The following is a 26845-nucleotide window of genomic DNA, read 5'->3' on the forward strand; positions in this document are numbered from 1 at the left end:
GAGGAGACCTTCAGTACCCCGTCGGACCGCAGCGCGGTCCGAGTACTGGAGAACCCCACATGGATGTCCCCTTCTGGCTCTGGGCCGCGACCATCGCGGCCGTCCTCGGCCTGCTCGTCTTCGACTTCTACGCGCACGTGCGGAAGGCGCACGAGCCGACCCTCAAGGAGTCCGCCACCTGGTCGGTGGTCTACATCGTCATCGCGCTCGTCTTCGGCGTCGGCGTCGGCGTCTTCTCGAACTGGACGTTCGGCGGCGAGTACTTCGCCGGCTACGTCACGGAGAAGGCCCTGTCGGTCGACAACCTCTTCGTCTTCCTCATCATCATGTCGAGCTTCGCGGTGCCGCGGGCCTTCCAGCAGAAGGTGCTGCTCGTCGGCATCGCGATCGCGCTCGTCATGCGCGGCATCTTCATCGCCCTGGGATCAGCGATCATCGACAACTTCTCCTGGGTCTTCTACCTCTTCGGCGCGCTGCTGCTCGTCATGGCGTACAAGCAGATGAAGGAGACGCACGACGAGAGCGAGTCCGACTCGAAGCTCATCCGCACGCTCCGCCGCGTCATCCCCACCTCCGAGGACTACGACGGCGACAAGCTGACGACCCGCATCGACGGCAAGCGCCTCTTCACGCCGATGTTCCTGGTGATGCTCGCCATCGGCCTCACCGACGTGCTGTTCGCCCTGGACTCCATCCCGGCGATCTTCGGCCTGACGCAGGAGGCGTACATCGTCTTCACCGCCAACGCCTTCGCGCTGCTCGGCCTCCGGCAGCTCTACTTCCTGATCTCCGGCCTCCTCGAGCGCCTCGTGTACCTCTCGCAGGGCCTCGCGGTCATCCTCGGCTTCATCGCCGTGAAGCTCGTGCTCCACGCCATGCACGTCAACGAGGTGCCGTTCATCAACGGCGGCGAGCCGATGCTGTGGGCGCCCGAGATCCCGATCTGGTTCTCGCTGTCGTTCATCCTCCTCACCATCACGGTCGCGACCGTGGCGAGCCTCGCGAAGACGAAGCGCGACGCGCAGGCCGTCGAGGGCACGGACGCGGCCGAGGCCGCCCACGCGGAGAACGCGCCGGCGGATGCGGACGCCCGCGCCGGGCGCGACTCCGGGCGCAGCGTCGAGAGCGACGCGGACGCGCCGCGCCGCTAGCGCTCCCCCGCACGCGACGACGCCCGCTCCCCCATGAGGGAGCGGGCGTCGTCGTCCGCGGCCGCGGGCCGGGCGCTCACGCCGGGGCGCTCAGGCCGGGGCGCTCAGGCCGGCGCACTCACGCCAGCGGGCTCAGGCGGCCGGCTCAGGCCGGCGGGCCCTCCGGGATCATGCCCTCGGCCGTGAGCTCGGCCCACAGCTCGTCCGGCACGGGACGCGCCGCCCGCGCGGTGCCCTCGCGCACCTCGTCCGCCGTCGCCATGCCGAGCGCGACCGTCGTGACGGCCGGGTGCCGGATGGGGAACCGGATCGCCGCCTGCGGCAGCTCCACGCCGTAGCCCGCGCAGATCTCCGCGATGCGGCGGGCGCGGGCCAGCACCTCCTCGGACGCGCGCCCGTACTCGTAGGTCGCGCCGTCCGCCGGGGAGTCGGACGCCGTGACGCCGCTGTTGAACACGCTCACGGCGATGACGCGCGTGCCGTGCTCCTCGGCCGCCGGCAGCACCTCGTGGAGCGCCGACTGGTCGAGCAGCGTGTACCGGCCGGCGACCATCGCGAGGTCGAGCGCGCCCGTGCCGATGAGGGCCGCGAGCGAGCGCGGCGTGCCGGACCCGACGCCGATCGCCCGCACGACGCCCTCGTCGCGGAGGCGCACGAGCGCGGGCACGGCCTCGCGCACGGCCTGGTCGAGGTGCTCGTCGGGGTCGTGGATCAGCAGCACGTCCACGCGGTCGAGGCCGAGGCGCGCGAGGGAATCGTCGAGCGAGCGGCGGACGCCGTCGGCGCTGAAGTCCCACCGCCGCACGTGGTCGCCGGGCACGTCGAACAGGTCGTCGTCCCGCCGGCCTTCCGGTGCGTCGACGGGTTCGAGCACGCGCCCGACCTTCGTCGACACGACGTGCTCGTCGCGCGGGTGCTCGCGGAGCGCCTCCCCCAGCCGGCGCTCCGCGAGGCCGAGGCCGTAGTGCGGGGCGGTGTCGAAGTACCGGATCCCGGCGTCCCACGCGGCGCGCACGGCGGCGCGCGCCTCGTCGTCCGTGCGGGAGCGGTAGAGGTTGCCGAGGGGCGCGGTGCCGAGGCCGAGCTCGGGCAGGTCGATGCGGCTCATGGATCCAGCATGCTCCGGGCGCGCGTCGGCGCCCGCCGGGATGCGGCGGGCGCCGACGGGAGGCGCGGCTCAGCCGAGGCGCGTGCTCCCGATCCCGCCGTCCACGTCGATCAGGGCGCCGTGCACGAACGCCGCCTCGTCGGAGACCAGGAACCGCACGGCGAAGGCGATGTCGACCGGGCGCACGGGCACGCCGGCGACGGTGGTGGCGGTCATGGCGTCGAGCACGGCGGCGTCCGACGCGTTGCCGGGCGTCGCCGTCACGCCCGGCGCCACGGTGTTGACCCGCACGCCGCTCGGACCGTGCTCCGCCGCCCACGTGCGGGTCATCTGCTCGACGGCGGCCTTCGACGCCGTGTACGCGGCGCCGAACGGGACCCCGACCCGGGACATCCACGAGCCGATGTTGACGACGGCCCCGGACCCGCGCTCCGCCATCGCGGGCGCCAGCTCGCCGACGAGCACGTGCGGCGCGCGCACGTTGACCGCGAGGACGGCGTCGAGGTCGTCGTCCGCGAGCGCCGAGGTCGGGCCGACGGGGTAGATCCCGGCGTTGTTGACGAGGATGTCGACCCGGCCGCCGAGCGCGGCGGTCGCGTCCGCGGCGAAGCGGCGGATGCCTCCGGCGCTCCCGGCCAGGTCGGCGGGCACCGCGTGCGCGGTCCCGCCCGCCGCGGTGATCTGGTCGACGACGACGCGGGCGCGGGCCTCGTCGCGGCCGCTGACGACGACCTCCGCGCCGGAGGAGGCGAGCACGCGGGCGATCGCCGCGCCGATGCCGCTGGTGGATCCGGTGACGACGGCCGTGCGGCCGGCGAGCCGGGTGTCGGGGACGAGGGACTGGAGGACTTCTTCGTTGGACTGCATGGTCCAATTGCTACCACAGAGTGGACCGCAAGGTCCACTGCGGTAGCATCGGGTCATGGCCGAGCCGAGGATCACCGCGCGCGGGCTGCTCACGCGCCAGCGCATCATCGAGGCCACCGGGGAGCAGATCCTGGCCACCGGCATCGGCGGCACGACCCTCGACGACGTGCGCGCCGCCACCCTCACCAGCAAGAGCCAGCTCTTCCACTACTTCCCGGGCGGCAAGCTCGAGCTCGTGCGCGAGGTCGCGGACTGGGAGGGCCGGCAGCTGCTGGAGGCGCAGGAGCCGCACATCCACGACCTCGGCTCCTGGGAGTCGTGGGAGGCGTGGCGCGCGGCGCTCGTCGAGTACTACATCGGCCGCGGACGCTGGGCCTGCCCCATCGGCTCGCTGGCCACGCAGGCCTCCGCCGTCGACCCGGAGCTCGAGCGCGCCATCGCGGAGGCGATGCGCGCCTGGCGCGCCTTCCTCGCCCGCGGCGTCGAGCGGATGCGGGAGGCCGGCCTGGTCGCGTCGTCCGCGGATCCGCAGCGCATCGCCACGGTCATCCTCGCCGCCATCCAGGGCGGACTGGTGCTGAGCCAGCCGGAGCGGTCCGCCTGGCCGCTCGAGGCGGCGCTCGACACGGCGCTCGCCCCGCTGCACGTCGTCCGTCCCCCGCGCGCCGCCTGATCGCACACTTTCCTTCGAGCAGGCCCATCCCCGCGGCGTACGGTCGGAGCATGGAATTCAGATACCTCGGCAACTCCGGCTTCAAGATCTCCGAGATCACCTACGGCAACTGGCTCACCCACGGCTCGCAGGTGGAGAACGACACCGCGACCGCGTGCGTGAAGGCCGCGCTCGAGGCGGGGATCACCACCTTCGACACCGCGGACGTCTACGCCAACACCAAGGCGGAGACCGTGCTCGGCGAGGCGCTCAAGGACGAGCGGCGTGCCTCGATCGAGATCTTCACCAAGGTCTTCGGCCCCACCGGCCCCAAGGGGCACAACGACACCGGCCTCTCGCGGAAGCACATCATGGACTCGGTCGACGCGTCGCTCACGCGCCTCCAGACCGACTACATCGACCTCTACCAGGCGCACCGGTTCGACTACGAGACGCCCCTCGAGGAGACGATGCAGGCCTTCGCGGACGTCGTCCGCCAGGGCAAGGCGCTCTACATCGGCGTCAGCGAGTGGACGAGCGAGCAGCTGCGCGCCGGCCACGCGCTCGCCACCGACCTCGGCTTCCAGCTCATCTCGAACCAGCCGCAGTACTCCGCGCTCTGGCGCGTCATCGAGGAGGAGGTCGTGCCGACCTCGAAGGAGCTCGGCATCTCGCAGATCGTGTGGTCCCCCATCGCGCAGGGCGTGCTGACGGGCAAGTACAAGCCCGGCCAGGAGCTGCCGTCCGGATCGCGCGCGACCGACGACAAGGGCGGCGCGAACATGATCAAGCGCTTCATGAACGACGACACGCTCACCCGCGTGCAGGAGCTGCAGCCCGTCGCCGACGAGCTCGACCTGTCGCTCGCGCAGCTCGCCGTGGCGTGGGTGCTGCAGAACGAGAACGTGGCGTCCGCGATCATCGGCGCCTCGCGTCCCGAGCAGGTGCACGAGAACGTGAAGGCGTCGGGCGTGAAGATCCCGGCGGAGCTGCTGACCCGCATCGACGACGCCCTCGGCGACATCGTCGAGAAGGACCCGCGGAAGACCGACGAGAGCTCGCCGAAGACCCGCGAGGCCTGATCCGCTCGTCCTTCTGCACGACCGCGGCCCCGCTCGAGATCCTCGGGCGGGGCCGCTCGTGCACCTGCCGGTCACCGCGCGGACAGACGACGCCCGGGCGGCCCCCAGCAGGCGCGGCATAGGCTCGGAGGATGGAATTCCGTTACCTAGGCAACTCAGGCTTCAAGATCTCCGAGATCACGTACGGCAACTGGCTCACCCACGGGTCGCAGGTCGAGAACGACACCGCGACCGCCTGCGTGAAGGCGGCCCTCGAGGCCGGCATCACGACGTTCGACACCGCGGACGGCTACGCGAACACCGTCGCCGAGAAGGTCCTCGGCGACGCACTGAAGGGCGAGGACCGCGACGGCCTCGAGATCTTCACGAAGGTCTACTTCCCGACCGGCGCCAAGGGCCACAACGACACCGGCCTCTCGCGCAAGCACATCATGGCGTCCATCGACGGATCGCTCGGCCGGCTCCAGACGGACCACGTCGACCTGTACCAGGCGCACCGCTACGACTACGAGACCCCGCTCGAGGAGACGATGCAGGCCTTCGCCGACGTCGTCCGCCAGGGCAAGGCGCTCTACATCGGCGTGAGCGAGTGGACCCCCGCGCAGCTCCGCGAGGCGCACGAGCTCTCCCGCGAGCTGGGCTTCCAGCTCATCTCGAACCAGCCGCAGTACTCCGCGCTCTGGCGCGTCATCGAGGAGGAGGTCGTCCCGACCTCGAAGGACCTCGGCATCTCCCAGATCGTCTGGTCCCCCATCGCCCAGGGCGTCCTCACCGGCAAGTACAAGCCCGGCCAGGACCTCCCCGCGGGCTCGCGCGCCACGGACGACAAGGGCGGCGCCGACATGATCTCCCGCTTCATGAACGACGACACCCTCTCGCGCGTGCAGCAGCTGCAGCCCGTCGCCGACGAGCTCGACCTGTCGATGGCGCAGCTCGCCGTCGCCTGGGTGCTCCAGAACGAGAACGTCGCCTCGGCCATCATCGGCGCCTCGCGACCCGAGCAGGTGCACGAGAACGTCAAGGCGTCGGGCGTGGAGATCCCCGCGGAGCTGCTGACCCGCATCGACGACGCCCTCGGCGACATCGTCGAGAAGGACCCGTCGAAGACCAGCGAGAGCTCCCCGAAGGGCCGACTCGCCTGATCCGCACCACCTGAGCACGACGACGGCCCCGCTTGAGCAGATGCTCGGGCGGGGCCGTCGTCGTCAACGCCTACAATTACTTGGCCTTTTTAACAGCCTCGTCGTCGAGGCTGTCGGCGCTAGACGTCGTAACGCCTGTGAGCCACCGGGTGAGTCTGTCGACGGCGTCTAGCCCGGCGTGAAGATCCGCATCTTGATCGTCGTCAAAGTGCGCGATCGAGTTGCGCAACTTTCTTGTGGAGTCTAACCAGTTGTCGAACTCACTCTGCGAGAGAGCCCACCCAAGAAGGCCCCAATTTGACCGATAGAGTTCCTGTAGATTTCCGAACGTAAACTCGTCCAAAGCTTTTTTGCTCTGCAAGAGAGCATCGTGGAAATAAGTCTTTGCGACCCTCTTAAGTTCCCTTTCGCATCGGCCAACTGCCAAGAAAGGCAAGGCAAGCTCTTGGAACTCAAACGTAAGGTCGGAGGCCGTGACAATGCCAGCTAGTTCTCCCAGGTACGACACCACGACGTAGCCGTTTTCCGTGACAGGCGCTACTGACGCAAATAGGTCTGAGTAGAGGTCGACCGTCTGGACGGGGTCCATGGCTTCGCCAACGGTGCTTGGCGCCCCGCCGCGAAGGCGGCACTGCGCGTATCCATGCCAAGTAAACACGCCTACTACTATTTTGCGCTTCTCGTCCTCAACAATAGGCAGCTGGGAAAAGTCGTGACGCATCATCAAGGTCACTGCTTCAGTTACGGCGGTCTCTTTTGTAACGAACCCACGTATACTATCAGGATCTTCGAGCCTTAGAGCGAAGGTACTTGATTCTATGCGCGACAAAGTCAGTAGATGATCCGCTGGCCGATCCGCTGCAGCTCGCTCCGCAACCTCACGCGTCGCTCTCTCAATAGCAATAAGCGTGTCGAGGTGGCCACTATCAAAAGGCGGCGTAACACGAAGGCCCATACGAGCCAGTTCACCAGATACCAGAGCCACTCGGTTCTTACTGCGGCCCTTATAACCCCAGTAGCTTAATAGCTCTCGAATGCTTATTGCACTATCGGTTCTTCTCAGATGCTCTAAATATAGCTTTGTCTCATCAATATTGCTTTCGACAGTTGGCTTTGTCGGGGTACTCATGTCATCCTCTTAGGTTGAGTAGTAGATGATCCGGCGTCTGCGGGTTTGCCGACATTACGACAGCGCGCTCACACGATGGATTTCGTTTCCCAAACCTAAGCCCGCGCCGGTAGTACGCATAGAGACGAACACGGGGTGTGCCGCGTTCTGGGGGTAGCCCTCGGAACGAGGTGTTAGCCTCCCCCCCCCACACAGACGGGGCCGTGAGGACCGGAGACAAGGAACTACGAAACCGGCAGACCGAAGGACTGCCCGACGGGACCACCGCCGCGCTTTTAGAAGATCAATCGCGGCCAGCTGGGAGGGCCTACGTTGCGAACGCGCACGCCTCGCTACCCCTTGGGAGCTGACGGGCCAGTCCTGCCACCCTAGTTTCGTGATGCAAAGGCAAATGCGCCATAGGCCCTTTGGTCTCTTCAGTCGTGACGGTGACGTTACCTGGAGGCGGTCGCCGTTGCGTTTAATGCGGCACGCCTCCTTTGTGAAAGACGAAATAGAAACGCCCGGAAGACCGGCCCTTTCATTTACTGCGTATTCAGTGCTGGCCTTATCCGCCTTTGTTCAAACCATACCGGGTCGGGCTTTACCCCTGGTGGACTGGCAAAACTACGCGTGGGCGGCGGACGGGATTCGGCGTCCCGACCACCACGAGGCCGCACCAGCGTGCCACTGACACAGCGCTTCACACCGGCACAGGTGAAGCGAATCGTGGCTGACTACGAAGCTGGCGACAGTGCCACATCGATCGCGCGTAAGCATGGGGTTGCGCCATCTGCGCTGCTCCGCTTCCTGCGCCAGCAGCACGCTGCGATCCGCCAATCTGGCGTCACGGACAAAAACGCTCAACGGTTGATTTCGGAGCACGCGGCAGGTGCGACGCTCGCTGAACTCGAGCGGCGTCACCACCTCTCGCATGGCGCTGTGTTCCGAGCGCTACACCGCTTTGACTGAGAGCGAACAGGCCTTCAGGACGACCTCGCTCAACTGCCGTATCGCTTGTGCACCTTCATCGGATTGCGATCATCCTCAACTCTCGTAACAATGCCACGCTGCTTCAGGGACTCGATGAGCCTGAGGTTGTCGGAAGTGTTCGGCACCTTCGGTTTGTCGCGGCCAAATCGCGTCAGCTGACCATAGTCGCCACCCAGAGAATTCAGCACTCCGAAGAGCTGCGCGTCAGATGCCGTATTCAGGTACGGCACGAGGTGATGTAGCACCTCGCTATTTCCGATCCGATGACTCGCCATCTGCTCGACGACCGAGAAGCTCACGAGCTTCTGGAGCCTTCGCGCAGTCTTCCCGACCTCGACGAGTCCGGCACGTCCGCCAGCTGGTGTGTACTCGTCGGCCCGTCCCACCAGTCGGAGACATTAAACGGCGGGTTCGCGATGATGAAGTCTGCCCGTAGATCGGGGTGCAGATCCTCCGTGAAGGTGTCGGCCGACTTCGGGCCGAGATCAGCTTCGATACCCCGTAGCGCGAGGTTCATCTTGGCGAGCTTCCACGTTGTGTCTGTGTACTCCTGCCCGTAGACCGAGATGTCGGTTCGCTTACCGCCATGCGCCTTCACGAACTCGGCGGACTGCACGAACATGCCGCCTGAGCCCGCGGCGGGGTCGTAGACACGACCCTTGTACGGCTCGAGCATCTCGACCAGCGTCTTCACGACGCTTCGCGGCGTATAGAAGGCGCCAGCATCCTTGCCGGTTTCCTTGCCGGCGAACTGCCCGAGGAAGTACTCGTAGACGCGCCCAAGCACGTCGTCGGCACCATGGTCATCTGTACTGGTGAAGCCGATGCCGCCGATCAGGTCAACGAGCTCGCCGAGGCGGCGCTTGTCGAGACCATCACGTCCGTAATTGCGCGGGAGCACACCTCGAACAGACGGGTTCTCCTTCTCGATGAGGTCCATCGCCGTGTCGATGTCTTGGCCGACCGTCGTGAGCTTCGCGCGCGACTGGACGTAGCCCCAGCGAGCGTTCTCGGGCACCCAGAAGACGTTCTGGCTGGTGTACTCGTCGCGATCCTCGAGGAAGGACGCGACGCGCTCTGGCTTGATCCCATCTGCCAGGAGCTCAGACTCCAGCGACCCGCGACGTTCCTCGAAGCGATCTGAGATGTACTTCAGGAAGACGAGCCCGAGCACGACGTGCTTGTACTCGCTCGGCTCCTGGTTTCCGCGCAGTTTGTCGGCAGCGTCCCAGAGTCGCTGCTCCAGCGTCTTCGTTGGTTTCGGCTTTGCGGTTCGTCCTGCCATGGCGTGTTGCGATCTCCTTAACGCCGACCAGGGCGCAGATTAATAGTGTCGGTCACTGATCCCACGGTATCGGCCGACTATGACATTCGAGCCGAGCACACCTCAGGTGAGACTTCGTGTCGCGTTCCGGCCGGGAGGCAGCACGCCTCGACCTGATGCCGATAACTACCCTAAGTGTATCCTGAACTGGGATTATCGTGAATAGCGATCAGTCAGGGGCGCTGTCCGGGGTCGCGCTCGACCTCGATCGGCACCGGCTCGGCTGTGGCGTCCGAATCGATCTCCGGCGCCGCCTCGAGCATCAGCGTCACCTGCCGAACGACAGCCTCCGGACGGTTGCGCGCCATCTCGCGCTGTAGCTCGGCGATTGCTTCGTCGTCTGCGACCTGCACCGACGACAGGAGCTTCCACTGCTCGTCAGCGAACTTCCTCGCCTCGAACATCGCCCGGAAGCGCGCGTACCACTCCTCCGGACTCATCTGAGGCCTCGCGACGGCGACGTCGGTTCCGGGTGCTGCTTCGTTCTCATGCGCGAGCGGAGTCTGCGCGACGATGACGCTCGTCTCGTCTAAGTCAACCTCTTCGGCTTCGCTCCCTTGCCCTCGCACCTTCTTCCAGAAGGACCGGACTGCTGGCAGCGCCCGCTCGTTGATCATGCGTTGCACGTGCGGGGTCGCCTTGCGGATCAGGACGTACCCGCCCGCCGCTGCACCAATCACGGCCAGGATGAGGAGCGCAGCTGCCTGCGCGTCGGCATCCGAATCGGAGTTGCCACTTGGCGATGTTGAGTCGTAGCTGTACTCGTCCTCGTCGTCCGGTTCCTCAGGATGGAACGACGCATGATCCGAGAGCTTCCCCTCGCTATCGAAGAGGAGCTGGCTTAGGCCACCATCCTCCGACCGTCCAGGCGTCAACGATTCGTCGTACTCGTAGTACCCGTAGATCTTGCCCATGTACTCCCCCAGCGCTCGTTGAGACTCAGTCAACACCAGCAGGCCGACATCCAGGCAAGACGAGCCGCGACGGACGCAATCAAGGCTCCCGCGCGACCCCGAGAGAGCCGAGGATCGTCGCAAAAACTACAACGGAAAGTGACCTGAAATGGGTTCTCAAGAAAGCACCTCTTCCTCATAATCAGGGCCACTCGGGGGCGACCGCCCGCGAGCCTGATCAGAGGGTATTGTCAGATGTTGAAGCGTTTGAAGTCACGGGCAGCCGTCGCCATCGGCGCGTTTGCCCTCGTCGCTGTTCAAGAACGCCAAAGACGACATCCGCCGAGAGCTGCTGGCCGTCTTCTACACCCGCACCCGCGTCTACCGAGCACCCGAAGGAGTCGTGCTCGACGTCGAATTCACCGAGGTGAACAAGGTGTTCCAGAGCCTCGGCAACGCAGCCCTCGCTACCTCATCAACAAACGAAAAAGCTCCCCGCGATTCAGCGGGGAGCTTGTCGTTGAACTCCGAAGATTCAGTTCTTTCGTTCCTTGGTTTGAACAAGGACACTATCGCTGGGGTACCTGGACTCGAACCAAGAACAAAAGAATCAGAATCTTCCGTGTTGCCAATTACACCATACCCCAAGGCCCCGATGCGCGATCGGGCCTCGTCGAGTGTAGCCCATGGGCCGGATGCGCGCCAAACCGAGGCGGCCCCCGCGGGCTCCCCCGCGTGTCAGGCCCGCGGCAGCAGGTCGCGGTTGATCGCGCTCGCCGCGCGGGCGCCGAAGCCCGCCGCGATGATGAGCTGCTGCGGCCCGGGCTGCGAGCTGTCGCCCGCCGCGTAGACGCCCGGGTGCGACGTGCGCCCCTCCGCGTCGACGGCGATGTGGCCGTCGTCGTCGGTGTCGAGGTCGAGCCCCGAGAGGAAGTCGAGCGCCGTCGAGTAGCGCGGGCGCACGAAGCCGCCGCTGCGCGGGACGACCGAGCCGTCCTGCATCCGGATGCCCGTGACGGCGGCGCGCTCGCCCTCGATGTCGGCGACGGGCCGGCGGTCGACGCGGATCCCGAGCGAGCCGAGCAGGCGCTCCCCCGCCTCGTCGACGTGCGCCACGCCGTTCGTGAAGACGATGATGTCCCGCGACCACTGCGAGAGCAGCAGCGCGCGGTCCACGAGGTCGTCGGTCTCGCCGATGAGGGCGAGCGGCTCGTCGCGCTTCTCGTAGCCGTCGCACTCCATGCAGCTGTGCACGGCGGTGCCGTAGTACGCGCGGATGCTCGGCAGGTCGGGCAGCGTCTCCACGAGGCCCGTGGCGATGAGGATCCGCGTCGCGTGCACCACGCGGTCGGGTGCGCGGCGGACGCCCTTGGCGCGGATCGTGAAGCCGCCCTCGGCGGGCTCCGCGGACTGCACGACGGCGAGCTGGAACTCACCCTCGTCGTACGCCTCCACCTCGACCTGGCCGAGCTTGCGGAGCTCCAGCGGCGAGATCCCGTCACGGGTGAGGAAGCCGTGCGACATGAGCGTGGCGGCGTTCCGCGGGCGGCTGCTGTCGAGCACGAGGGTGCGCCGACGGGCGCGCACGAGGTTCAGCGCGGCGGACAGGCCCGCGGGGCCCGCGCCGATGACGACGACGTCGTAGGAGTCGCCGGTCGCGGTGGATCCCGCGGCCGAGGCGGCGGACGCCGGTACGTCAGGCACCGAGCATCCCCGCGAGGCGGTCGAGGCGCGCGATGGTCTCGTCCTTGCCGAGCAGCACCATCGACTCGAACAGCGGCGGCGAGATGCGGCGACCCGACACGGCGACGCGGAGCGGCCCGTACGCGAGGCGCGGCTTCATCCCCATGCCGGTGATGAGCGTGTTCTGCAGCACCTGCTGCACGAGGTCGATGTCCCACTCCGTGTGCGGCACGCCCTCGAGCGCGCCGCGGGAGGCCGCGAGCACCTCGCCCGCGTCGTCCTTCAGCGCCTGGACGGCCGCGTCGTCGTACGGCAGCGCGTCGGCCGTGGTGAAGAGGAACGAGAGGAGGTCGGGCGCCTCGCCGAGCAGCTGCATGCGCTCCTGCACCAGGGGCGCCGCCGCGTCGAGCATCCGCCGTTCCTCGTGCGTGAGCTCGGCGCCGACGACGCCCGCGGCCTGCAGGTACGGCACGAGGCGTCCGGCGAAGTCGTCGAGCGCGAGCAGGCGGATGTGGTCGCCGTTCAGCGACTCCGCCTTCTTCAGGTCGAAGCGGGCGGGGGCGGGCGTCACGTCGGCGACGTCGAACGCGGTCACCATCTCCATGCGGGAGAAGACGTCGCGGTCGTGGGTGAGCGACCAGCCGAGGAGCGCGAGGTAGTTGATGAGGCCCTCGGGGATGAAGCCGCGGTCCCGGTGGTGGAACAGGTTCGCGTCGGCGTCGCGCTTGGAGAGCTTCTTGTTGCCCTCCCCCATCACGTAGGGCAGGTGCCCGAAGCGCGGGATGGCGTCGGCCACGCCGATGTCGATGAGCGCGTGGTACAGCGCGATCTGGCGGGGCGTGGAGGAGAGGAGGTCCTCGCCGCGGAGCACGTGCGTGATGCCCATGAGCGCGTCGTCCACCGGGTTCACCAGCGTGTAGAGCGGCGCGCCGTTGGGGCGCACGAGCACGAAGTCGGGGAACGACCCGGCCGGGAACGTGACGGTGCCGCGCACGAGGTCGTCGAACGAGAGGTCGGTGTCCGGCACGCGGAGGCGGAGCGCGGGCGAGCGGCCCTCGTCGCGGAACGCCTGGCGCTCGGCCTCCGAGAGGTCGCGCTCGAAGTTGTCGTAGCCCATCTTGGGGTCACGGCCGGCGGCCCGGTTCCGCGCCTCGATCTCCTCGGCCGTCGCGTAGCTCTCGTAGAGGTGGCCGGACTCCGTCAGGCGCGCGATCACGTCGAGGTACAGGTCGGTGCGCTGCGACTGGCGGTACGGCGCGTGCGGTCCGCCGACGCCCTCGCCCTCGTCCCAGTCGATCTCGAGCCAGCGGAGCGCCTCGATGAGCTGCCCGTAGCTCTCCTCGCTGTCGCGCGCGGCGTCGGTGTCCTCCACGCGGAAGACGAGCTTGCCGCCCGTGTGGCGCGCGTACGCCCAGTTGAAGAGCGCCGTGCGGATGAGTCCGACGTGCGGGGTCCCGGTCGGGGACGGGCAGAACCGGACGCGGACGTCGGTCCCGGAAGCGGTGGTCACGGGGTGCGCGGTTGTCTCAGTCATCCTGCCTCCGATCCTAGGGCTCGGGCTGGGGCTCCCCGTCGGTGCCGGGCGCCCCGTCGGCGGCGGGCGACCCCTCCGCGCAGTACGGCTCGAGCAGGTCCCACCGGTCGTACTGGTCCCCGGGCGGGATCCCGCACTCGAGGAGGACGGTGCCCGCGGAGCGCGTCGGATCGGTGCCGGTGAGCGACCCGCTCGACCGGAACGTCCCGTCGCAGCCCGTCACGGTGAAGCGCGCGGACAGGGTGGAGCCCAGGTACCCGAGGACGTACCGCGCCGGGCGGTCCAGCACCGGGTCGAACGACGAGATCTGCAGGTCGCCGCCGAACCGGCGCCCCACGAGGTCGCGCTCGCGCAGGTCGTCGCGCAGAAGCGACGACCAGGCCGCCGCCGGGGTCAGGGGGTCGACGACCGCCGCGGACCCGACGCCCGTCCCGTCGACCGCCAGGGCGAGCGGCGGCACGAGGAGGGTGTCATCCCGGGTCACGCGCTGGATGGTCGACCCGAGGCCCGGCTGCTCCCCCGTGCTCGGCATCCGCACCGCCATCACGCGCACGGCGAGCAGCTCGGCGACCGGTCCGGCCGCCGGCTGCGCCCAGTCGATCGCGAGGTCGGCCGGGGTGCAGCCGGCGGGCAGGTCGACGGGAGGCGGCGACGCCACGGTCGGCGTGGCCGACGGCGACCCGTCCACCCCCGCATCCGGCGTCTCCAGCCCGTAGTCGGACACGTCGTACACGCACCCCGAGAGGACCGCCACCGCGACGGCCGCCAGCGCGAGGCGCGCGGGACGGCCGGGGCGGAGCACGGTCAGGCGCGGGCGCGCGCGGGGTTGGAGAGCGTGCCGATGCCCTCGATGGAGACCTCGACGACCTGGCCGTCGGTGAACGGGCCGACCCCCGCGGGCGTGCCCGTGAGGATCACGTCGCCGGGCAGCAGGGTCCAGACGCGCGATGCGAAGGCGATGAGCTCGGGGACGGTGTGCACCATCTCGCTGGTGCGGCCCGACTGCCGGAGCTCGCCGTCGACGCGCGTCTCGATGAGCGCGTCCGCGAACGAGCCCTCCGTCTCGATGACCGGCCCGAGCGGGCAGAAGGTGTCGTACCCCTTGGCCCGCGCCCACTGGCTCTCGGAGTGCTGGATGTCGCGCGCGGTCACGTCGTTGCCGATGGTGAAGCCGAAGATCGAGCGGTGCGCGTCCTCCACGGACACGTCCCGCGTGATGCGCCCGATGACCACCGCGAGCTCGCCCTCGTGCTCGACGCGCTCGCTGTCGGCGGGGAGGCGGATCACGTCGTCGGGCCCGACGACGGAGGTGTTCGGCTTCAGGAAGATGAGCGGCGTGGTGGGCGCCTCGCCGCCGTGCTCGGCGGCGTGCGCCCGGTAGTTGCGGCCGACCGCGACGACCTTGGAGCGCGGGATGACGGGGGCGAGGAGTCGCGCGTCGGCCAGCGGCACGCGCTCCCCGGTGGTCTGGTATCCGCTGAACATGGGATCGCCGGTGAGGACGACGAGGTGGTCCTCCTCCTCGTCGAGGATGCCGAAGCGGGGGTCGGTGCCGGTGCTGAATCGCGCGATCTTCACGCTCTCGACCCTAGCCGCCCGACGACCGCGCCCCGCTCGGATCCGGCCGCTACGCGTCCAGGCGCGTGAGCCACCCGTGGCGGTCCGGGACGCGGCCGTACTGGATGTCCGTCAGCTCCTGGCGGAGCGACATCGTGAGCTCGCCCGCGGGCGCGTCCGGGTCGCCGACCGAGAGGCCCTCGCCCATCAGGCGCCCGATGGGCGTGATGACCGCCGCGGTGCCGCAGGCGAAGACCTCGGTGATCTCCCCCGACTCGACGCCCTCGACCCACTCGGAGAGCTCCACGCGCCGCTTCTCGACCGTGAGGCCGCGGTCGCGCGCGAGCTGGAGGATGGAGTCGCGCGTGATGCCCTCGAGGATGCTCTCCGAGTCCGGCGTGACGATGCGGCCGTCGCGGTAGACGAGCACGATGTTCATGCCGCCGAGCTCCTCGAGGTACCGGCCCTCCTCGGAGTCGAGGAAGAGCACCTGCGCGCAGCCGTGCGACGCGGCCTCGGCCTGCGGGAGGAGGGACGCGGCGTAGTTGCCGCCGGTCTTCGCCGCCCCCGTGCCGCCCTTGCCCGCGCGGGAGTACCGCGTGGAGAGCCAGATGGAGACGGGCGCCACGCCGCCCGTGAAGTAGGCGCCCGCGGGGCTCGCGATCACGTAGTAGCCGACGCGCTGCGCCGAGCGGACCCCGAGGAAGCTCTCGTTGGCGATCATGAACGGGCGCAGGTACAGGCTCTGCTCGGCGGCGCGCGGCACCCAGTCGACGTCCGTGCGCACCAGCTGCCGGACCGACTCGATGAAGTCCTCGGTGGAGAGCTCCGGCAGCGCCATGCGCCGGGCGGAGCGCTGGAGGCGGGCGGCGTTGCGCTCGGGCCGGAACGTCCAGACGGAGCCGTCGGCGTGCGCGTACGCCTTCATGCCCTCGAAGATCTCCTGGGCGTAGTGGAGGACGCTCGCGGCGGGATCCAGCTGCAGCGGTCCGTACGGGACCACGCGGGCGTCGTGCCAGCCGGCGTCGACGGTCCAGTCGATGTGGACCATGTGGTCCGTGAAGTGCTTGCCGAAGCCGGGGTCGGCGAGGATCGCCTCCCGCTCGGCGTCGGCGCGGGCGCTCTCCGACGGGGTCCGGTCGAAGGAGAGGGGGAACGCGGTGGCCGCGTCGTCGTGGGCGGCGGTGCCGGTGGTGGTGCTCATGGGGTCCTTCAGCGGTTCGTCGAGAGCGAGCGGATGACGGCGTCGCCGACCTCCGCGGTGGATCGGGGTGCCGGGTCGCCCGTGGCGCGCGCGGCCAGGTCGGCGGAGACGGCCTCCGTGACGCGGGCGGCGGCCTCGGGCAGGCCGAGGTGGTCGAGCAGGAGCGCGACCGAGAGGATCGCCGCGGTCGGGTCGGCCTTCTGCTGGCCCGCGATGTCGGGCGCGGACCCGTGGACCGGCTCGAACATGCTCGGGAACGCGCCCGTGGGGTTCACGTTCCCGGAGGCGGCGAGCCCGATCCCTCCGCTGATGGCGGCCGCGAGGTCGGTGATGATGTCCCCGAACAGGTTGTCGGAGACGATCACGTCGAAGCGCGACGGGTCGGTGACCAGGAAGATCATGGTGGCGTCGACGTGCAGGTAGTCGACCTCGACGCCCGGGTGCTCGGCCGCCACGCGGTCGACGGTGCGCTGCCAGAGCGATCCGGCGAAGGTGAGCACGTTGGTCTTGTGCACGAGGGTGACGCGCTTGCGGGCCCGCTTCTCGGCGAGCTCGAACGCGAAGCGGACCGTGCGCTCGACGCCGTGCGCCGTGTTGACGGACACCTCGGTCGCGATCTCGTGCTCGGTCCCGCGGCGGAGCACGCCGCCGTTGCCGGCGTACGGCCCCTCGGTGCCCTCGCGCACGACGACGAAGTCGACCTCGCCGGGCGCGGCCAGCGGTGAGACCACGCCGGGCAGCAGGGTGGTGGGCCGCAGGTTGACGTAGTGGTCGAACGCGAAGCGGAGGCGCAGCAGCAGGCCCCGCTCGATGATGCCGCCCGCAAGCCGGGCATCGCGGGGGTCGCCGCCCACCGCGCCGAGCAGGATCGCGTCGTGCTCGGCGAGCGCGGCCAGGTCGGCGTCCGTGAGGATCTCGCCGGTCTCGAGGTAGTGCCCCGCGCCGAAGGGGTACTGCACGGTGTCGAGCGCGACGTCCGCGGGCACCGCCTCGCGGAGCACGCGCAGTGCCTCGTGGACGACCTCCGGGCCGATGCCGTCCCCGGGGACGACGGCGAGCGAGATGGTGCGGGGCATGGATCCTCCCGGAGCTCGTGGGTGTCGGGCCAGGTTACCCGTCCGCCGCGGGCACCCGCGCGCTACGGTTGAGCGGTCCGACGACCCGACGGGCCTGACACAAGGAGCACTCCCATGAGCATCGGCCTCGGCATCTTCCTCGTGGTCGTCGGCGCGATCCTCGCGTTCGCCGTCGACCTCACCGTCCCCGGCGTCGACCTGCAGCTGGTCGGCTACATCCTGATGGGCGGCGGCGCGCTGGTCATCATCATCGGCGTCGCGCTCCTCGCCCGCCGCCGCACGGCCGTGAGCGAGACGCGCACGCGCATCGACCCGGCCACCGGGCAGCGCATCACGCGCAGCGAGCGGTCGGACGACAACATCGTCTGATCCCACCGCCTGAGTCCGCATCGGGCCCGTCACCTCGCGAGGTGACGGGCCCGATGCGCGTCCGGCCGCCGTGGGCCGCGTCATCCCGCGACGGGGCGGACGCCGGGATCAGTCGTGGGAGCTGGCCCGACGGAGGCTCGTGAGCGACAGCACGATCGCGCCGACCATGAGCGCCGCGCCGATGATCGAGGTCGTCACCACTCCCCCGTCGAACGCGGTGTGCGCCGACTCGAGGAGCGCCGCGCCCATGTCCGCGGGCACGCGCTCGGCGACCGACACCGCTCCCCCGAGCGTCTCGCGCGCCGCGACGGCGTCGCCGTCCGAGAGGCCGGCCGGCAGGACGAGCCCGGTGCGGTAGGTCGCGGTGAGGATGCTGCCCAGCACGGCCGTGCCGAGCACCGCGCCGACCTCGTACGCCGTCTCCGACACCGCGGAGGCCGCGCCGGCCTTCGCGGGCGGGACCGCCGCGATGATCAGGTCGTTGGAGATGGTCTGCGACGCCCCGATGCCCGCGCCCAGCAGGCAGAACGCGACGACGAGGAGCCCCACCGACGCGCCCTTGCCGGTGACGGCGAGGATCACGTATGCGACCGCCGAGAGCGACAGCGCGATCGCCACCACCCGGGACGGGCGTGCGCGCGCCACGATCGGCACGATCACGAGCCCCGAGACGATGACCACGACCGATCCCGGGATCAGCGCGAACCCGGCGGCCAGCGGATCGAGCCCCGCGACGAGCTGCAGGTGCTGCGTCACGAAGAAGAGGAAGCCGACGAGCGACACGACGCTCAGCAGGTTGACGAGCACGGCGCCCGTGAAGACGGGCTCGCGGAACAGCGCCACGTCGAGCATGGGGTTCCGGGCCCGCGACATGCGGCGCACGAACAGGATGCCCGCGAGCACCCCGACGACGGGAGCGGCGATCGCCAGCGGCGTGACGCCCTCGGTGGCGAAGGTCTTGATGGAGTAGACGATGGGCGCGACCGTGGCGAGCGACAGCAGGATCGCGACCGCGTCGATGGGGCCGGGCGCGGGGTCCTTCGACTCGGGCACGAGGATCGGCGTGAGGATCAGCAGGGGCAGCAGGACGGGCACGGCGACGAGGAACACCGAGCCCCACCAGAAGTGCTCGAGCAGCACGCCGCCCACGAGGGGGCCGAGCGCGGAGCCGCCCGAGAAGCCGGACGCCCAGATCGCGATGGCGAGGCGGCGCTGCTTGCGGTCGGTGAAGATCGAGCGCAGGAGCGACAGCGTGGAGGGCATGAGCATCGCGCCGAAGAAGCCGAGCGCCGCGCGCGCGGCGATGAGCTGGGACGCGTCGGTGGCGAACGCCGCGAGCGCCGAGACCAGGCCGAACCCCGCGGCGCCGATCATCAGCAGGCGGCGCCGGCCGTAGCGGTCGCCCATGTTGCCCATGGCGACCAGGAGCCCGGCGAGCACGAGCGGGTACGCGTCGATGATCCAGAGCTGCGCGGCCCCGGACGGCTCGAGGTCGCGGGCGATGGACGGCATGGCGAAGCTCAGGACCGTGTTGTCGATGGAGACGAGCAGCACCGGGAGCATGAGGACCACGAGCGCGGCCCACTGCCGGGTCCCGGCCCGGCCGCCGGCGGCGGGGGCGGTCGTGGGGACGGATGCGGTGCGGGGGGTGGACATGACGGGGCTTCCTGACGTCGGGAGGCGACGGCGCGAGGCGCGCGGACGGGACCGTGGGGACGGCCGGGATCACTGTACCGTCCGGTCGGTACAGTCGGCAACCCCCCGCTACGCTGGGTGCATGCCCCCCACTCCGCCCGAGGATCCCGCGACCGCCGGGTCGTCGGCCGGCTCCGCGCGCGACCGCATCCTGGACGCCTTCGAGGAGCTGCTCGTGCAGCAGGGCGAGCGGGGCACGACCCTCGAGGCCGTCGCCTCCGCCGCCGGCGTCTCCAAGGGCGGGCTCCTCTACCACTTCGGCGGCAAGGACGCCCTCGTCGAGGGCCTGCTCGAGCGCATGGCGGCCCTCGCCCGCGAGGACGTGGAGCGGCTCCGGCAGGCCGAGCGCGGGCCGGTCGACCGCTGGATCCGCGGGTCGCTCTCCACCGCGACGCCGTTCGACCGCGCGTACGTCGCCACCTCGCGGCTCGCCCAGGGCAACCACCCCCGCGCGCGCGACACGCTCACGCACCTGCAGGAGCAGTGGGCCGCCGTGATCCTCGAGGCCGTCGGGGATCCGGCCGTGGCCCGCGCCGTGCTGCTCATCGGCGACGGCCTGTACTACAACAGCGCGCTGCAGCCGTGGCTCGGCGGCTCCGCTCCCGCGGACGATGCGCTCGACGCGCTCATCCGCGTGGTCGACGACCTCGTGCGGCTCCGCTCCGCGGACGCCTGACCGCACGGCACGGCCCCCGCGCACGCGCGAGGGCGGCCGCCGCGGCGACCGCCCTCGCGGATGGTGCCCGACGGGTCAGTCGGCGATGTCGATCTCGCGCAGGGAGGTGGCCTGGATGGCCGTCCGCACGTTCTCGAGCACGCCGTCGGGGACGGGCGAGTCGACGCTCAGGACGCTGAGCGCCCGGCCGCCGGCCTCCTGGCGGGCGATCTGCATGCCCGCGATGTTGACCTCGGCGTCGCCGAACTCCTTGCCGTAGACCGCGACGATGCCGGGCCGGTCCTCGTACTTCATGACGATGAGGTGGCGGCTGAACGGCACCTCGACGTCGTAGCCGTCGATCTCGACGAGCTTCTCGATCTGCTTGGTGCCGGTGAGCGTGCCCGAGACCGACACCTGGGTGCCGTCGGAGAGCGCGCCGCGGATGCTGAGGACGTTGCGGTACTCCTCCGACACGGCGTCGGTGATGAGCCGCACCTCGAGGCCGCGCTGCTCCGCGAGGAGCGGCGCGTTGACGTAGGAGACGTTCTCGCTCACCACGTTCGTGAAGACGCCCTTGAGCGCCGCGAGCTTCAGCACGCTGACGTCGTACCCGGCGAGCTCGCCGCGGACGACCACGTCGATGCTGGTGAGCGCCTCGTGCGCGAGGCCCGAGAACACCTGCCCGAGCTTCTCCATGAGCGGGATGCCGGGGCGCACGTACGGGTCGATGACGCCGCCGGCGACGTTCACCGCGTCGGGCACGAGCTCGCCGCCGAGGGCGAGGCGCACGCTCTTGGCGACCGAGACGCCCGCCTTCTCCTGGGCCTCGTCGGTCGAGGCGCCGAGGTGCGGCGTGACGATGATGTTGTCGAGCTCCAGCAGCGGCGACCCGGTGGGCGGCTCGCTGACGAACACGTCGAGGCCCGCGCCCGCGATCCGCTTCGACTTGAGGGCGGTGTAGAGCGCGTCCTCGTCGATGATGCCGCCGCGGCTCGCGTTCACGATGCGCAGGCTCGGCTTCGCGAGCGCGAACTGCTCCGTGGAGATGAGGCCCGTGGTGTCGGGCGTCTTGGGGATGTGGATGGTGATGAAGTCGGCAAAGCGCATCAGCTCGTCGAGCGGGAGGAGCTGCACCCCGAGCTGCTGCGCGCGGGCCGGGGTGACGTAGGGGTCGTAGGCCACCAGCGTGGCGCCGAAGCCCGCGAGCCGCTGCGCGACCAGGGTGCCGATGCGGCCGAGGCCGACGATGCCGATGGTCTTCTCGTACAGCTCGACGCCCGTGAACGAGGAGCGCTTCCAGAGGCCCTGCTTGAGCGACGCGCTCGCGTCCGGGATGAAGCGGGCGAGCGAGAGGATGTGGCCGATGGCGAGCTCGGCGGCGGAGATGACGTTCGACGTGGGCGCGTTCACGACCATGACGCCCGCCGTGGTGGCGGCCTTGATGTCGACGTTGTCGAGGCCCACGCCCGCGCGGGCGACGACCTGGAGGCGCGGCGCGGCCGCGATGGCCTCCGCGTCGATGCGGGTGGCGGAGCGGACGAGGACCGCGTCGGCCTCCGCGAGCGCCGCGAGCAGCGCCGGGCGGTCGGTGCCGTCCACGGATCGGACGTCGAAGTCGGGCCCGAGGGCGTCGACGGTGGCGGGCGAGAGTTCTTCGGCGATCACGACGACGGGCTTGGTCAAGAGCGGTCCTTCGGGCGGGGGCGGCTGGGACCCTCACATGCTAGTGGCCCCAGAATGGGCCGATGAGCGATGTGACGTGGGACGCGATCCAGCTCGCCGTGCGGATCCTGCTGGCCCTCGCCTTCGTCGGGATGGGCCTCGCGCACTTCTCGCCGGGGGCCGCCCGGGGCATGGCCGCGATCATCCCGCCGGCGTTCCGCCGCCGGGGCATGCCCTCGCCGCTCGCGCTCGTCCGGTTCACGGGGCTCTGCGAGATCGCGGGCGGCGTGGGCCTCCTCGTGGAGCCGGTGCGCCTCGCGGCGGGCATCGCGCTGGCCGTGTTCCTCGTCGCCGTGTTCCCGGCGAACGCCTACGCCGCCCGCGACCCGGAGCGCTTCGGCCGCATCGCGATCCCGCTGGTGCCGCGCCTCGTGGCGCAGGTGGCGCTCATCGCGCTCGTGCTGTTCGCCGGCTGGCCGCTCTAGCCGCCGCGGCCCGCGGACCGCTCCCCCGTGCTCCGCGCCGCCGCTAGACGAGCGGGAGCAGGGCGGCGAGCCCCACCGTCAGCGCGCTCGCGGCGGCGAGGCCCGCGAGCATCACCAGCACGCGCGCGGCGACGGGCCGGCCGCGCGTGGCGCGGGCGGCGAGCGTGTACGCGACCACGGGGACGAGGATCGCGCCGACGAGCGTCGCGAGGGTGCCCGGGCGGAGCGTCCCCCCGAACGCCGTCGCGATGTCGCGGAAGGCCGTGTACTGGTCGACGGCCTGCCACACCAGGATCCCGTGGGCGATCGCGCCGAGGACGCCGACGATCCAGCCCGCGTGCGTCGGGCGTCCCCGACGGCGGGCGCCGCGCGACGCCGGGGTCGCGTCCCCGGCGGACGGCGCGGCGGTCATCGGGTCACCAGCCACGGCCAGGGGAACAGGACGACCGCGCCGGCGGCGAGGACGAGCGCGCGGCGGCCGGTCCGCATGCCCCGTGCGACGACGACGACGGCCGTCAGCCAGAGGAGCGGCGCGAGCACGGTGAGGGCCTCGGTCGCCTGGGCGACGCCGACCTGCAGCGCGGAGCCCGCGCTCGACGGGTTGTCGCGCACGACGAAGAACCAGGCGATGGCCTCGAGGACCGCGACGGCGCCGAAGAACGCGAGCGCCACGACCTCGGGCGACGCCTCGGGAGCGGCTTCCTCTGTCAACCGCCCGCGCGGCTCGGCGAGCTGGGCGGCAGGGACGTCCGCGTCGGCCTCGTCGGCGCGGCCCGCGGATCCGGTGGCAGCGGCCCGGCGTGCGGCCGTGGCGCCGAGCGCGGAGGCCCGTCCGGTGCCGGTCGCCGGCCCGGCGTCCCGGCTGCGGGGCACTGCGCGCTGCGGCTCGGGCGAGCGGGCGAGCGTGGGATCCGCCTCCTCGCCGGCCCAGCTGAGGGCGTCGTCGTCGGGAGTTCGCGGCATCCCCCGATGGTACGCGGTCGGATCCGGACGCCCGCCGCACGGACGGCCGCTCGTCGCACGCCCGGACACCCGCCCGCCGCGGGGCTCCCGGACGCGCAGACGCCCGGCCGCACGAGGCGGCCGGGCGTCCGGCGATGCGGGTGGAGCGGGGACTAGCGGGCGACCGAGCCGTCCGTGTAGTCGTCGTCGGCCTTGTTCCACGCGAACAGCTTGCGCAGCTCGCGGCCGGTGGACTCGATCGGGTGCTGCTCGCCCTTCTTCCGCAGCTCGAGGAACTCCGGCGCGCCGGCGTCCTGGTCCGCGATGAAGCGCTCGGCGAAGGCGCCGGACTGGATGTCCGCGAGGACGGCCTTCATGTTCTCCTTGACGTCCGGCGAGATGACGCGCGGGCCGGAGACGTAGTCGCCGTACTCGGCGGTATCGGAGATGCTCCAGCGCTGCTTCGCGATGCCGCCCTCCCACATCAGGTCGACGATGAGCTTCAGCTCGTGCAGCACCTCGAAGTACGCGATCTGCGGCTGGTAGCCCGCCTCGATCAGCGTCTCGAAGCCGTACTGGACCAGCTGCGAGGTGCCGCCGCAGAGCACGGCCTGCTCGCCGAACAGGTCGGTCTCGGTCTCCTCGGTGAAGGTGGTGCGGATGCCGCCGGCGCGGAGGCCGCCGATGCCCTTGGCGTAGCTCCACGCCATGTCCCACGCCTTGCCGGACGCGTCGACCTCGACGGCCACGATGACGGGGACGCCGCGGCCGGCCTCGAACTCGCGGCGCACGGTGTGGCCCGGGCCCTTCGGGGCGACGAGGACGACGTCGACGCCCTCGGGCGCCTCGATGTAGCCGAAGCGGATGTTGAAGCCGTGCGAGAAGACGAGCGTCTTGCCCTCGGTGAGGTTGTCGCGCACGCTCTCGGCGTAGAGGCCGCGCTGGTGCTGGTCGGGCGCGAGGATCACGATGACGTCGGCCCAGGCGGACGCCTCGGCGGGGGTCTGGACCGTGAAGCCCTGCTCCTCGGCCTTGGCGCGGCTCTTCGAGCCCTCCTTGAGGCCGACGACGACCTCGACGCCGGAGTCGCGGAGGTTCAGCGCGTGCGCGTGCCCCTGCGAGCCGTAGCCGATGACGGCCACCTTGCTGCCCTGGATGAGCGAGAGGTCGGCGTCCTTGTCGTAGACGATGTCAGTCACGTGGTGGATCTCCTTGTTCTGTCGTCCCCGCGGGTGGCGCGAGGGGCGGTGCCGGGCAGCCCCGCGCGGAGGCGGGGTCGGATCTGATGGGTCGGGAGGCGGGCTACGCCGTGCGGAACACGCGGTCGGTGATGGACTTCGACCCGCGGCCCATGGCGAGGAGGCCCGACTGCGCGAGCTCCTTGATGCCGAAGGGCTCGAGCACGCGGAGCAGGGCCTGGACCTTGCCCGAGTCGCCCGTGACCTCGATGATGAGCGCGTCCGTGGCCACGTCGACGACGCGGGCGCGGAACAGGTTGACGGCCTCGAGCACCTGCGAACGGGTCGTGTTGTCCACGCGCACCTTGACGAGCAGGTGCTCGCGCTCGACCGCCTGGCCGGGGTCGAGCTCCACGATCTTGATGACGTTGACGAGCTTGTTCAGCTGCTTGGTCACCTGCTCGAGCGGGAGCGCCTCGACGTCGACGACGACCGTGATGCGGGACAGGCCCTCGATCTCGCTGGCGCCCACGGCGAGCGACTCGATGTTGAAGCCGCGACGGGCGAACAGGCCGGCGACGCGGGTGAGGAGGCCCGGCTTGTCCTCCACCAGGAGGCTCAGGATGTGGCTCACTTCTCGGTCCTCCCGGTCTCGGCGAGGTCGTCGTCCCAGTCGGGCGCGTGGTCGCGGGCGTACTGCACGGCGCTGTTGCTGAGGCCCTGCGGGACCATCGGCCACACCATCGCGTCGCGGCTGACCACGAAGTCGATGACGACGGGGCGGTCGTTGGTCGCGAGCGCCAGGCGGATCGCGTCGTCCACCTCCTCGGGCTTGGTGACGCGGATCCCGAGCGCGCCGTAGGCATCGGCCATCTTCACGAAGTCGGGCACCATGCGGGTGCCGCCGCCCGTGTTCAGGTCGGTGTTGGAGTAGCGGCCCTCGTAGAACAGGGTCTGCCACTGGCGCACCATGCCGAGCGACGAGTTGTTGATGATCGCGACCTTGATGGGGATGTCGTTGATCGTGCAGGTGGCGAGCTCCTGGTTGGTCATCTGGAAGCAGCCGTCGCCGTCGATCGCCCACACGTGGCGGTCGGGCTGGGCGACCTTCGCGCCCATCGCGGCGGGCACCGAGTAGCCCATGGTGCCGGCGCCGCCGGAGTTCAGCCAGGAGTTGGGGCGCTCGTACTTGATGAACTGCGCCGCCCACATCTGGTGCTGGCCGACGCCGGAGGCGAACACGCCCTCCGGGCCGGTGATCTCGCCGATGCGCTGGATGACGTACTGCGGGGCCAGCGCGCCGTCGGCGGGCGGGGTGTAGCCGAGGGGGAACTCCTCGCGGAGCCCCTCGAGGTACGTCCACCAGTCGGCGATGTCCTGCGGGGCGGAGGCGGCGGCCTTCGCCTCGCGGAACGCGACGACGAGGTCGGCGATGACGTCCTTCGCGTCGCCCACGATCGGGACGTCCGCGATGCGGATCTTCGAGATCTCGGCGGGGTCGACGTCGACGTGCACGACCTTCGCGTTCGGGGCGAACAGCGACGCCTTGCCGGTGACCCGGTCGTCGAAGCGGGCGCCGAGCGAGACGAGGAGGTCCGACTCCTGGAGCGCCAGCACGGCCGGGACCGTGCCGTGCATCCCGGGCATGCCGAGCTGCTGCGGGTGGGAGTCGGGGAAGGCGCCGCGGGCCATGAGCGTCGTGACGACGGGCGCGCCGACCGCCTCGGCCAGCGCCAGCAGCTCCTCGTGCGCCTTGGCGCGGATGACCCCGCCGCCCACGTAGAGCACGGGCTTCCTCGCCTCGACGAGCAGCTGCGCGGCGGCCTGGATCTGCTTGCCGTGCGCCTTGACGACGGGGCGGTAGCCGGGGAGGTCGATCTTCGGCGGCCAGTGGAACGGCGCCTCGAGCTGCTGCGCGTCCTTCGTGATGTCGACGAGCACGGGGCCCGGGCGGCCCGTGGAGGCGATGTGGTACGCCGACGCGATGGTCGACGGGATGTCCTCGGGACGGGTCACCAGGAAGCTGTGCTTCGTGATGGGCATCGTGATGCCCACGATGTCGGCCTCCTGGAAGGCGTCGGTGCCCATGAGGGTGGAGAACACCTGGCCCGTGATGGCGAGGAGCGGGACCGAGTCCATGTACGCGTCCGCGATGGCGGTGACGAGGTTCGTCGCGCCCGGCCCGGAGGTCGCGATGCAGACGCCCGTGCGTCCGCTCGAGGACGCGTAGCCCTCGGCGGCGTGCCCGGCGCCCTGCTCGTGGCGGACGAGGATGTGGCGCAGCTTCGTCGAGTCCATGAGCGGGTCGTAGGTGGGGAGGATGGCGCCGCCGGGCAGGCCGAAGATGTCGTCGACCCCGAGGAGCTCGAGGGTGCGGACGACGGCCTCGGCTCCCGTGAGCATCTCGTCGCCCTGATGGGCGGTGGGGGCCTGCGGCGTGGGCGGCGGGGTGGGCAGAGCTGGCATGGGTGCGCGATTCCTG

Annotated in this window: 27 protein-coding genes and 1 tRNA gene; 8 read left to right on the top strand and 20 right to left on the bottom strand. The window is 70.2% G+C overall.

The genetic code is table 11. The features are described from left to right. The first annotated feature begins 59 nt into the window (after positions 1-59). The gene (locus AC07VC_RS06270) at positions 60-1151 is read left to right on the top strand and encodes a TerC family protein (protein ID WP_494675472.1); all 1092 of its coding nucleotides are present in this window, start codon (positions 60-62) and stop codon (positions 1149-1151) included. A 145-nt stretch (positions 1152-1296) separates the two neighbouring features. Here the strand turns inward: AC07VC_RS06270 and AC07VC_RS06275 are convergent, their stop codons facing one another. Further along, a complete protein-coding gene (locus tag AC07VC_RS06275; protein WP_494675471.1) occupies positions 1297-2259 on the bottom strand; it encodes an aldo/keto reductase in 963 nt (320 codons plus the stop codon). Between the two features lie 69 nt (positions 2260-2328). Then, positions 2329-3126 (bottom strand): SDR family NAD(P)-dependent oxidoreductase, encoded by a 798-nt coding sequence (locus tag AC07VC_RS06280; RefSeq protein ID WP_494675470.1) that lies wholly within the window; start codon positions 3124-3126, stop codon positions 2329-2331. Positions 3127-3181: 55 nt separating this feature from the next. Between AC07VC_RS06280 and AC07VC_RS06285 the strand changes: the two genes are divergently transcribed. The 3 genes from AC07VC_RS06285 (at position 3182) to AC07VC_RS06295 (ending at position 6002) form a co-directional block, all read left to right on the top strand. Further along, a complete protein-coding gene (locus AC07VC_RS06285; RefSeq protein WP_494675469.1) occupies positions 3182-3799 on the top strand; it encodes a TetR/AcrR family transcriptional regulator in 618 nt (205 codons plus the stop codon). A gap of 50 nt (positions 3800-3849) precedes the next feature. Next, the gene (locus tag AC07VC_RS06290; protein WP_494675468.1) at positions 3850-4860 is read left to right on the top strand and encodes an aldo/keto reductase family protein; all 1011 of its coding nucleotides are present in this window, start codon (positions 3850-3852) and stop codon (positions 4858-4860) included. Positions 4861-4991: 131 nt separating this feature from the next. Then, positions 4992-6002, top strand: a complete 1011-nt coding sequence (locus AC07VC_RS06295; protein WP_494675467.1) for an aldo/keto reductase family protein — start codon at positions 4992-4994, stop codon at positions 6000-6002. 76 nt (positions 6003-6078) lie between these two features. Here the strand turns inward: AC07VC_RS06295 and AC07VC_RS06300 are convergent, their stop codons facing one another. Beyond that, complete coding sequence (locus tag AC07VC_RS06300) at positions 6079-7131, bottom strand: CBS domain-containing protein (RefSeq protein ID WP_494675466.1); 1053 nt, start codon at positions 7129-7131, stop codon at positions 6079-6081. Between the two features lie 663 nt (positions 7132-7794). Here AC07VC_RS06300 and AC07VC_RS06305 point away from each other — a divergent pair. Beyond that, on the top strand, positions 7795-8082 hold the full coding sequence (locus tag AC07VC_RS06305) for a transposase (RefSeq protein WP_494724451.1): 288 nt from the start codon (positions 7795-7797) through the stop codon (positions 8080-8082). 29 nt (positions 8083-8111) lie between these two features. Here AC07VC_RS06305 and AC07VC_RS06310 read toward each other — a convergent pair whose 3' ends face one another. From AC07VC_RS06310 to AC07VC_RS06355, 10 genes are all read right to left on the bottom strand, one after another. Then, complete coding sequence (locus AC07VC_RS06310; protein WP_494675464.1) at positions 8112-8402, bottom strand: hypothetical protein; 291 nt, start codon at positions 8400-8402, stop codon at positions 8112-8114. After that, entirely contained in the window at positions 8399-9388 is a 990-nt protein-coding gene (locus tag AC07VC_RS06315; protein WP_494675463.1) for a class I SAM-dependent DNA methyltransferase, read from the bottom strand. The genes AC07VC_RS06310 and AC07VC_RS06315 overlap by 4 nt, the downstream gene beginning before the upstream one ends. Before the next feature lie 212 nt (positions 9389-9600). After that, positions 9601-10341 (bottom strand): hypothetical protein, encoded by a 741-nt coding sequence (locus AC07VC_RS06320; RefSeq protein ID WP_494675462.1) that lies wholly within the window; start codon positions 10339-10341, stop codon positions 9601-9603. Between the two features lie 554 nt (positions 10342-10895). Further along, a tRNA-Gln gene (locus AC07VC_RS06325) sits at positions 10896-10967 on the bottom strand. A 91-nt stretch (positions 10968-11058) separates the two neighbouring features. Beyond that, positions 11059-12024 (bottom strand): NAD(P)/FAD-dependent oxidoreductase, encoded by a 966-nt coding sequence (locus AC07VC_RS06330; RefSeq protein ID WP_494675461.1) that lies wholly within the window; start codon positions 12022-12024, stop codon positions 11059-11061. Next, entirely contained in the window at positions 12017-13537 is a 1521-nt protein-coding gene (gene gltX, locus AC07VC_RS06335; RefSeq protein WP_494675460.1) for a glutamate--tRNA ligase, read from the bottom strand. Before gltX ends, AC07VC_RS06330 begins: the two co-directional genes overlap by 8 nt. Positions 13538-13550: 13 nt before the next feature. After that, on the bottom strand, positions 13551-14339 hold the full coding sequence (locus AC07VC_RS06340) for a hypothetical protein (protein ID WP_494675459.1): 789 nt from the start codon (positions 14337-14339) through the stop codon (positions 13551-13553). Between the two features lie 2 nt (positions 14340-14341). Next, entirely contained in the window at positions 14342-15115 is a 774-nt protein-coding gene (locus tag AC07VC_RS06345; RefSeq protein WP_494675458.1) for a fumarylacetoacetate hydrolase family protein, read from the bottom strand. A gap of 49 nt (positions 15116-15164) precedes the next feature. Next, the gene (locus AC07VC_RS06350) at positions 15165-16298 is read right to left on the bottom strand and encodes a branched-chain amino acid aminotransferase (RefSeq protein WP_494675457.1); all 1134 of its coding nucleotides are present in this window, start codon (positions 16296-16298) and stop codon (positions 15165-15167) included. Between the two features lie 8 nt (positions 16299-16306). Beyond that, positions 16307-17374: a 3-isopropylmalate dehydrogenase gene (locus tag AC07VC_RS06355; protein WP_494675456.1), complete on the bottom strand. Its 1068-nt coding sequence runs from the start codon at positions 17372-17374 to the stop codon at positions 16307-16309. Between the two features lie 114 nt (positions 17375-17488). On the opposite strand from AC07VC_RS06355, the gene AC07VC_RS06360 reads away from it, so the two are divergent. Beyond that, a complete protein-coding gene (locus AC07VC_RS06360) occupies positions 17489-17743 on the top strand; it encodes a DUF6458 family protein (protein WP_094115430.1) in 255 nt (84 codons plus the stop codon). Between the two features lie 108 nt (positions 17744-17851). On the opposite strand, the gene AC07VC_RS06365 is transcribed toward AC07VC_RS06360, so the two are convergent. Continuing rightward, the gene (locus AC07VC_RS06365) at positions 17852-19399 is read right to left on the bottom strand and encodes an MFS transporter (protein ID WP_494675455.1); all 1548 of its coding nucleotides are present in this window, start codon (positions 19397-19399) and stop codon (positions 17852-17854) included. 121 nt (positions 19400-19520) lie between these two features. Between AC07VC_RS06365 and AC07VC_RS06370 the strand changes: the two genes are divergently transcribed. After that, positions 19521-20114 carry a TetR/AcrR family transcriptional regulator gene (locus AC07VC_RS06370; RefSeq protein WP_494675454.1) on the top strand — a complete coding sequence of 198 codons (594 nt, stop codon included), beginning with the start codon at positions 19521-19523 and terminating at the stop codon, positions 20112-20114. A gap of 75 nt (positions 20115-20189) precedes the next feature. Here AC07VC_RS06370 and serA read toward each other — a convergent pair whose 3' ends face one another. Continuing rightward, positions 20190-21779 carry a phosphoglycerate dehydrogenase gene (gene serA, locus AC07VC_RS06375; protein ID WP_494675453.1) on the bottom strand — a complete coding sequence of 530 codons (1590 nt, stop codon included), beginning with the start codon at positions 21777-21779 and terminating at the stop codon, positions 20190-20192. Positions 21780-21841: 62 nt separating this feature from the next. Here serA and AC07VC_RS06380 point away from each other — a divergent pair, with 62 nt between their 5' ends. Further along, complete coding sequence (locus AC07VC_RS06380) at positions 21842-22243, top strand: DoxX family protein (protein WP_494675452.1); 402 nt, start codon at positions 21842-21844, stop codon at positions 22241-22243. A gap of 43 nt (positions 22244-22286) precedes the next feature. Here AC07VC_RS06380 and AC07VC_RS06385 read toward each other — a convergent pair whose 3' ends face one another. The 5 genes from AC07VC_RS06385 to AC07VC_RS06405 all read right to left on the bottom strand — a co-directional run bounded on the left by AC07VC_RS06385 (position 22287) and on the right by AC07VC_RS06405 (position 26766). Further along, positions 22287-22655 carry a hypothetical protein gene (locus AC07VC_RS06385; RefSeq protein WP_494675451.1) on the bottom strand — a complete coding sequence of 123 codons (369 nt, stop codon included), beginning with the start codon at positions 22653-22655 and terminating at the stop codon, positions 22287-22289. Further along, complete coding sequence (locus AC07VC_RS06390; protein WP_494675450.1) at positions 22652-23206, bottom strand: hypothetical protein; 555 nt, start codon at positions 23204-23206, stop codon at positions 22652-22654. Before AC07VC_RS06390 ends, AC07VC_RS06385 begins: the two co-directional genes overlap by 4 nt. Before the next feature lie 152 nt (positions 23207-23358). Further along, entirely contained in the window at positions 23359-24384 is a 1026-nt protein-coding gene (gene ilvC / locus AC07VC_RS06395; RefSeq protein WP_094115425.1) for a ketol-acid reductoisomerase, read from the bottom strand. A 103-nt stretch (positions 24385-24487) separates the two neighbouring features. Beyond that, the gene (gene ilvN, locus AC07VC_RS06400) at positions 24488-24997 is read right to left on the bottom strand and encodes an acetolactate synthase small subunit (RefSeq protein WP_043670567.1); all 510 of its coding nucleotides are present in this window, start codon (positions 24995-24997) and stop codon (positions 24488-24490) included. Then, positions 24994-26766 (bottom strand): acetolactate synthase large subunit, encoded by a 1773-nt coding sequence (locus AC07VC_RS06405; protein ID WP_396335549.1) that lies wholly within the window; start codon positions 26764-26766, stop codon positions 24994-24996. Before AC07VC_RS06405 ends, ilvN begins: the two co-directional genes overlap by 4 nt. Positions 26767-26845: the final 79 nt, after the last annotated feature.

The sequence above is a fragment of the Clavibacter sp. GW821-FHT01D01 genome (genome assembly GCF_059422605.1).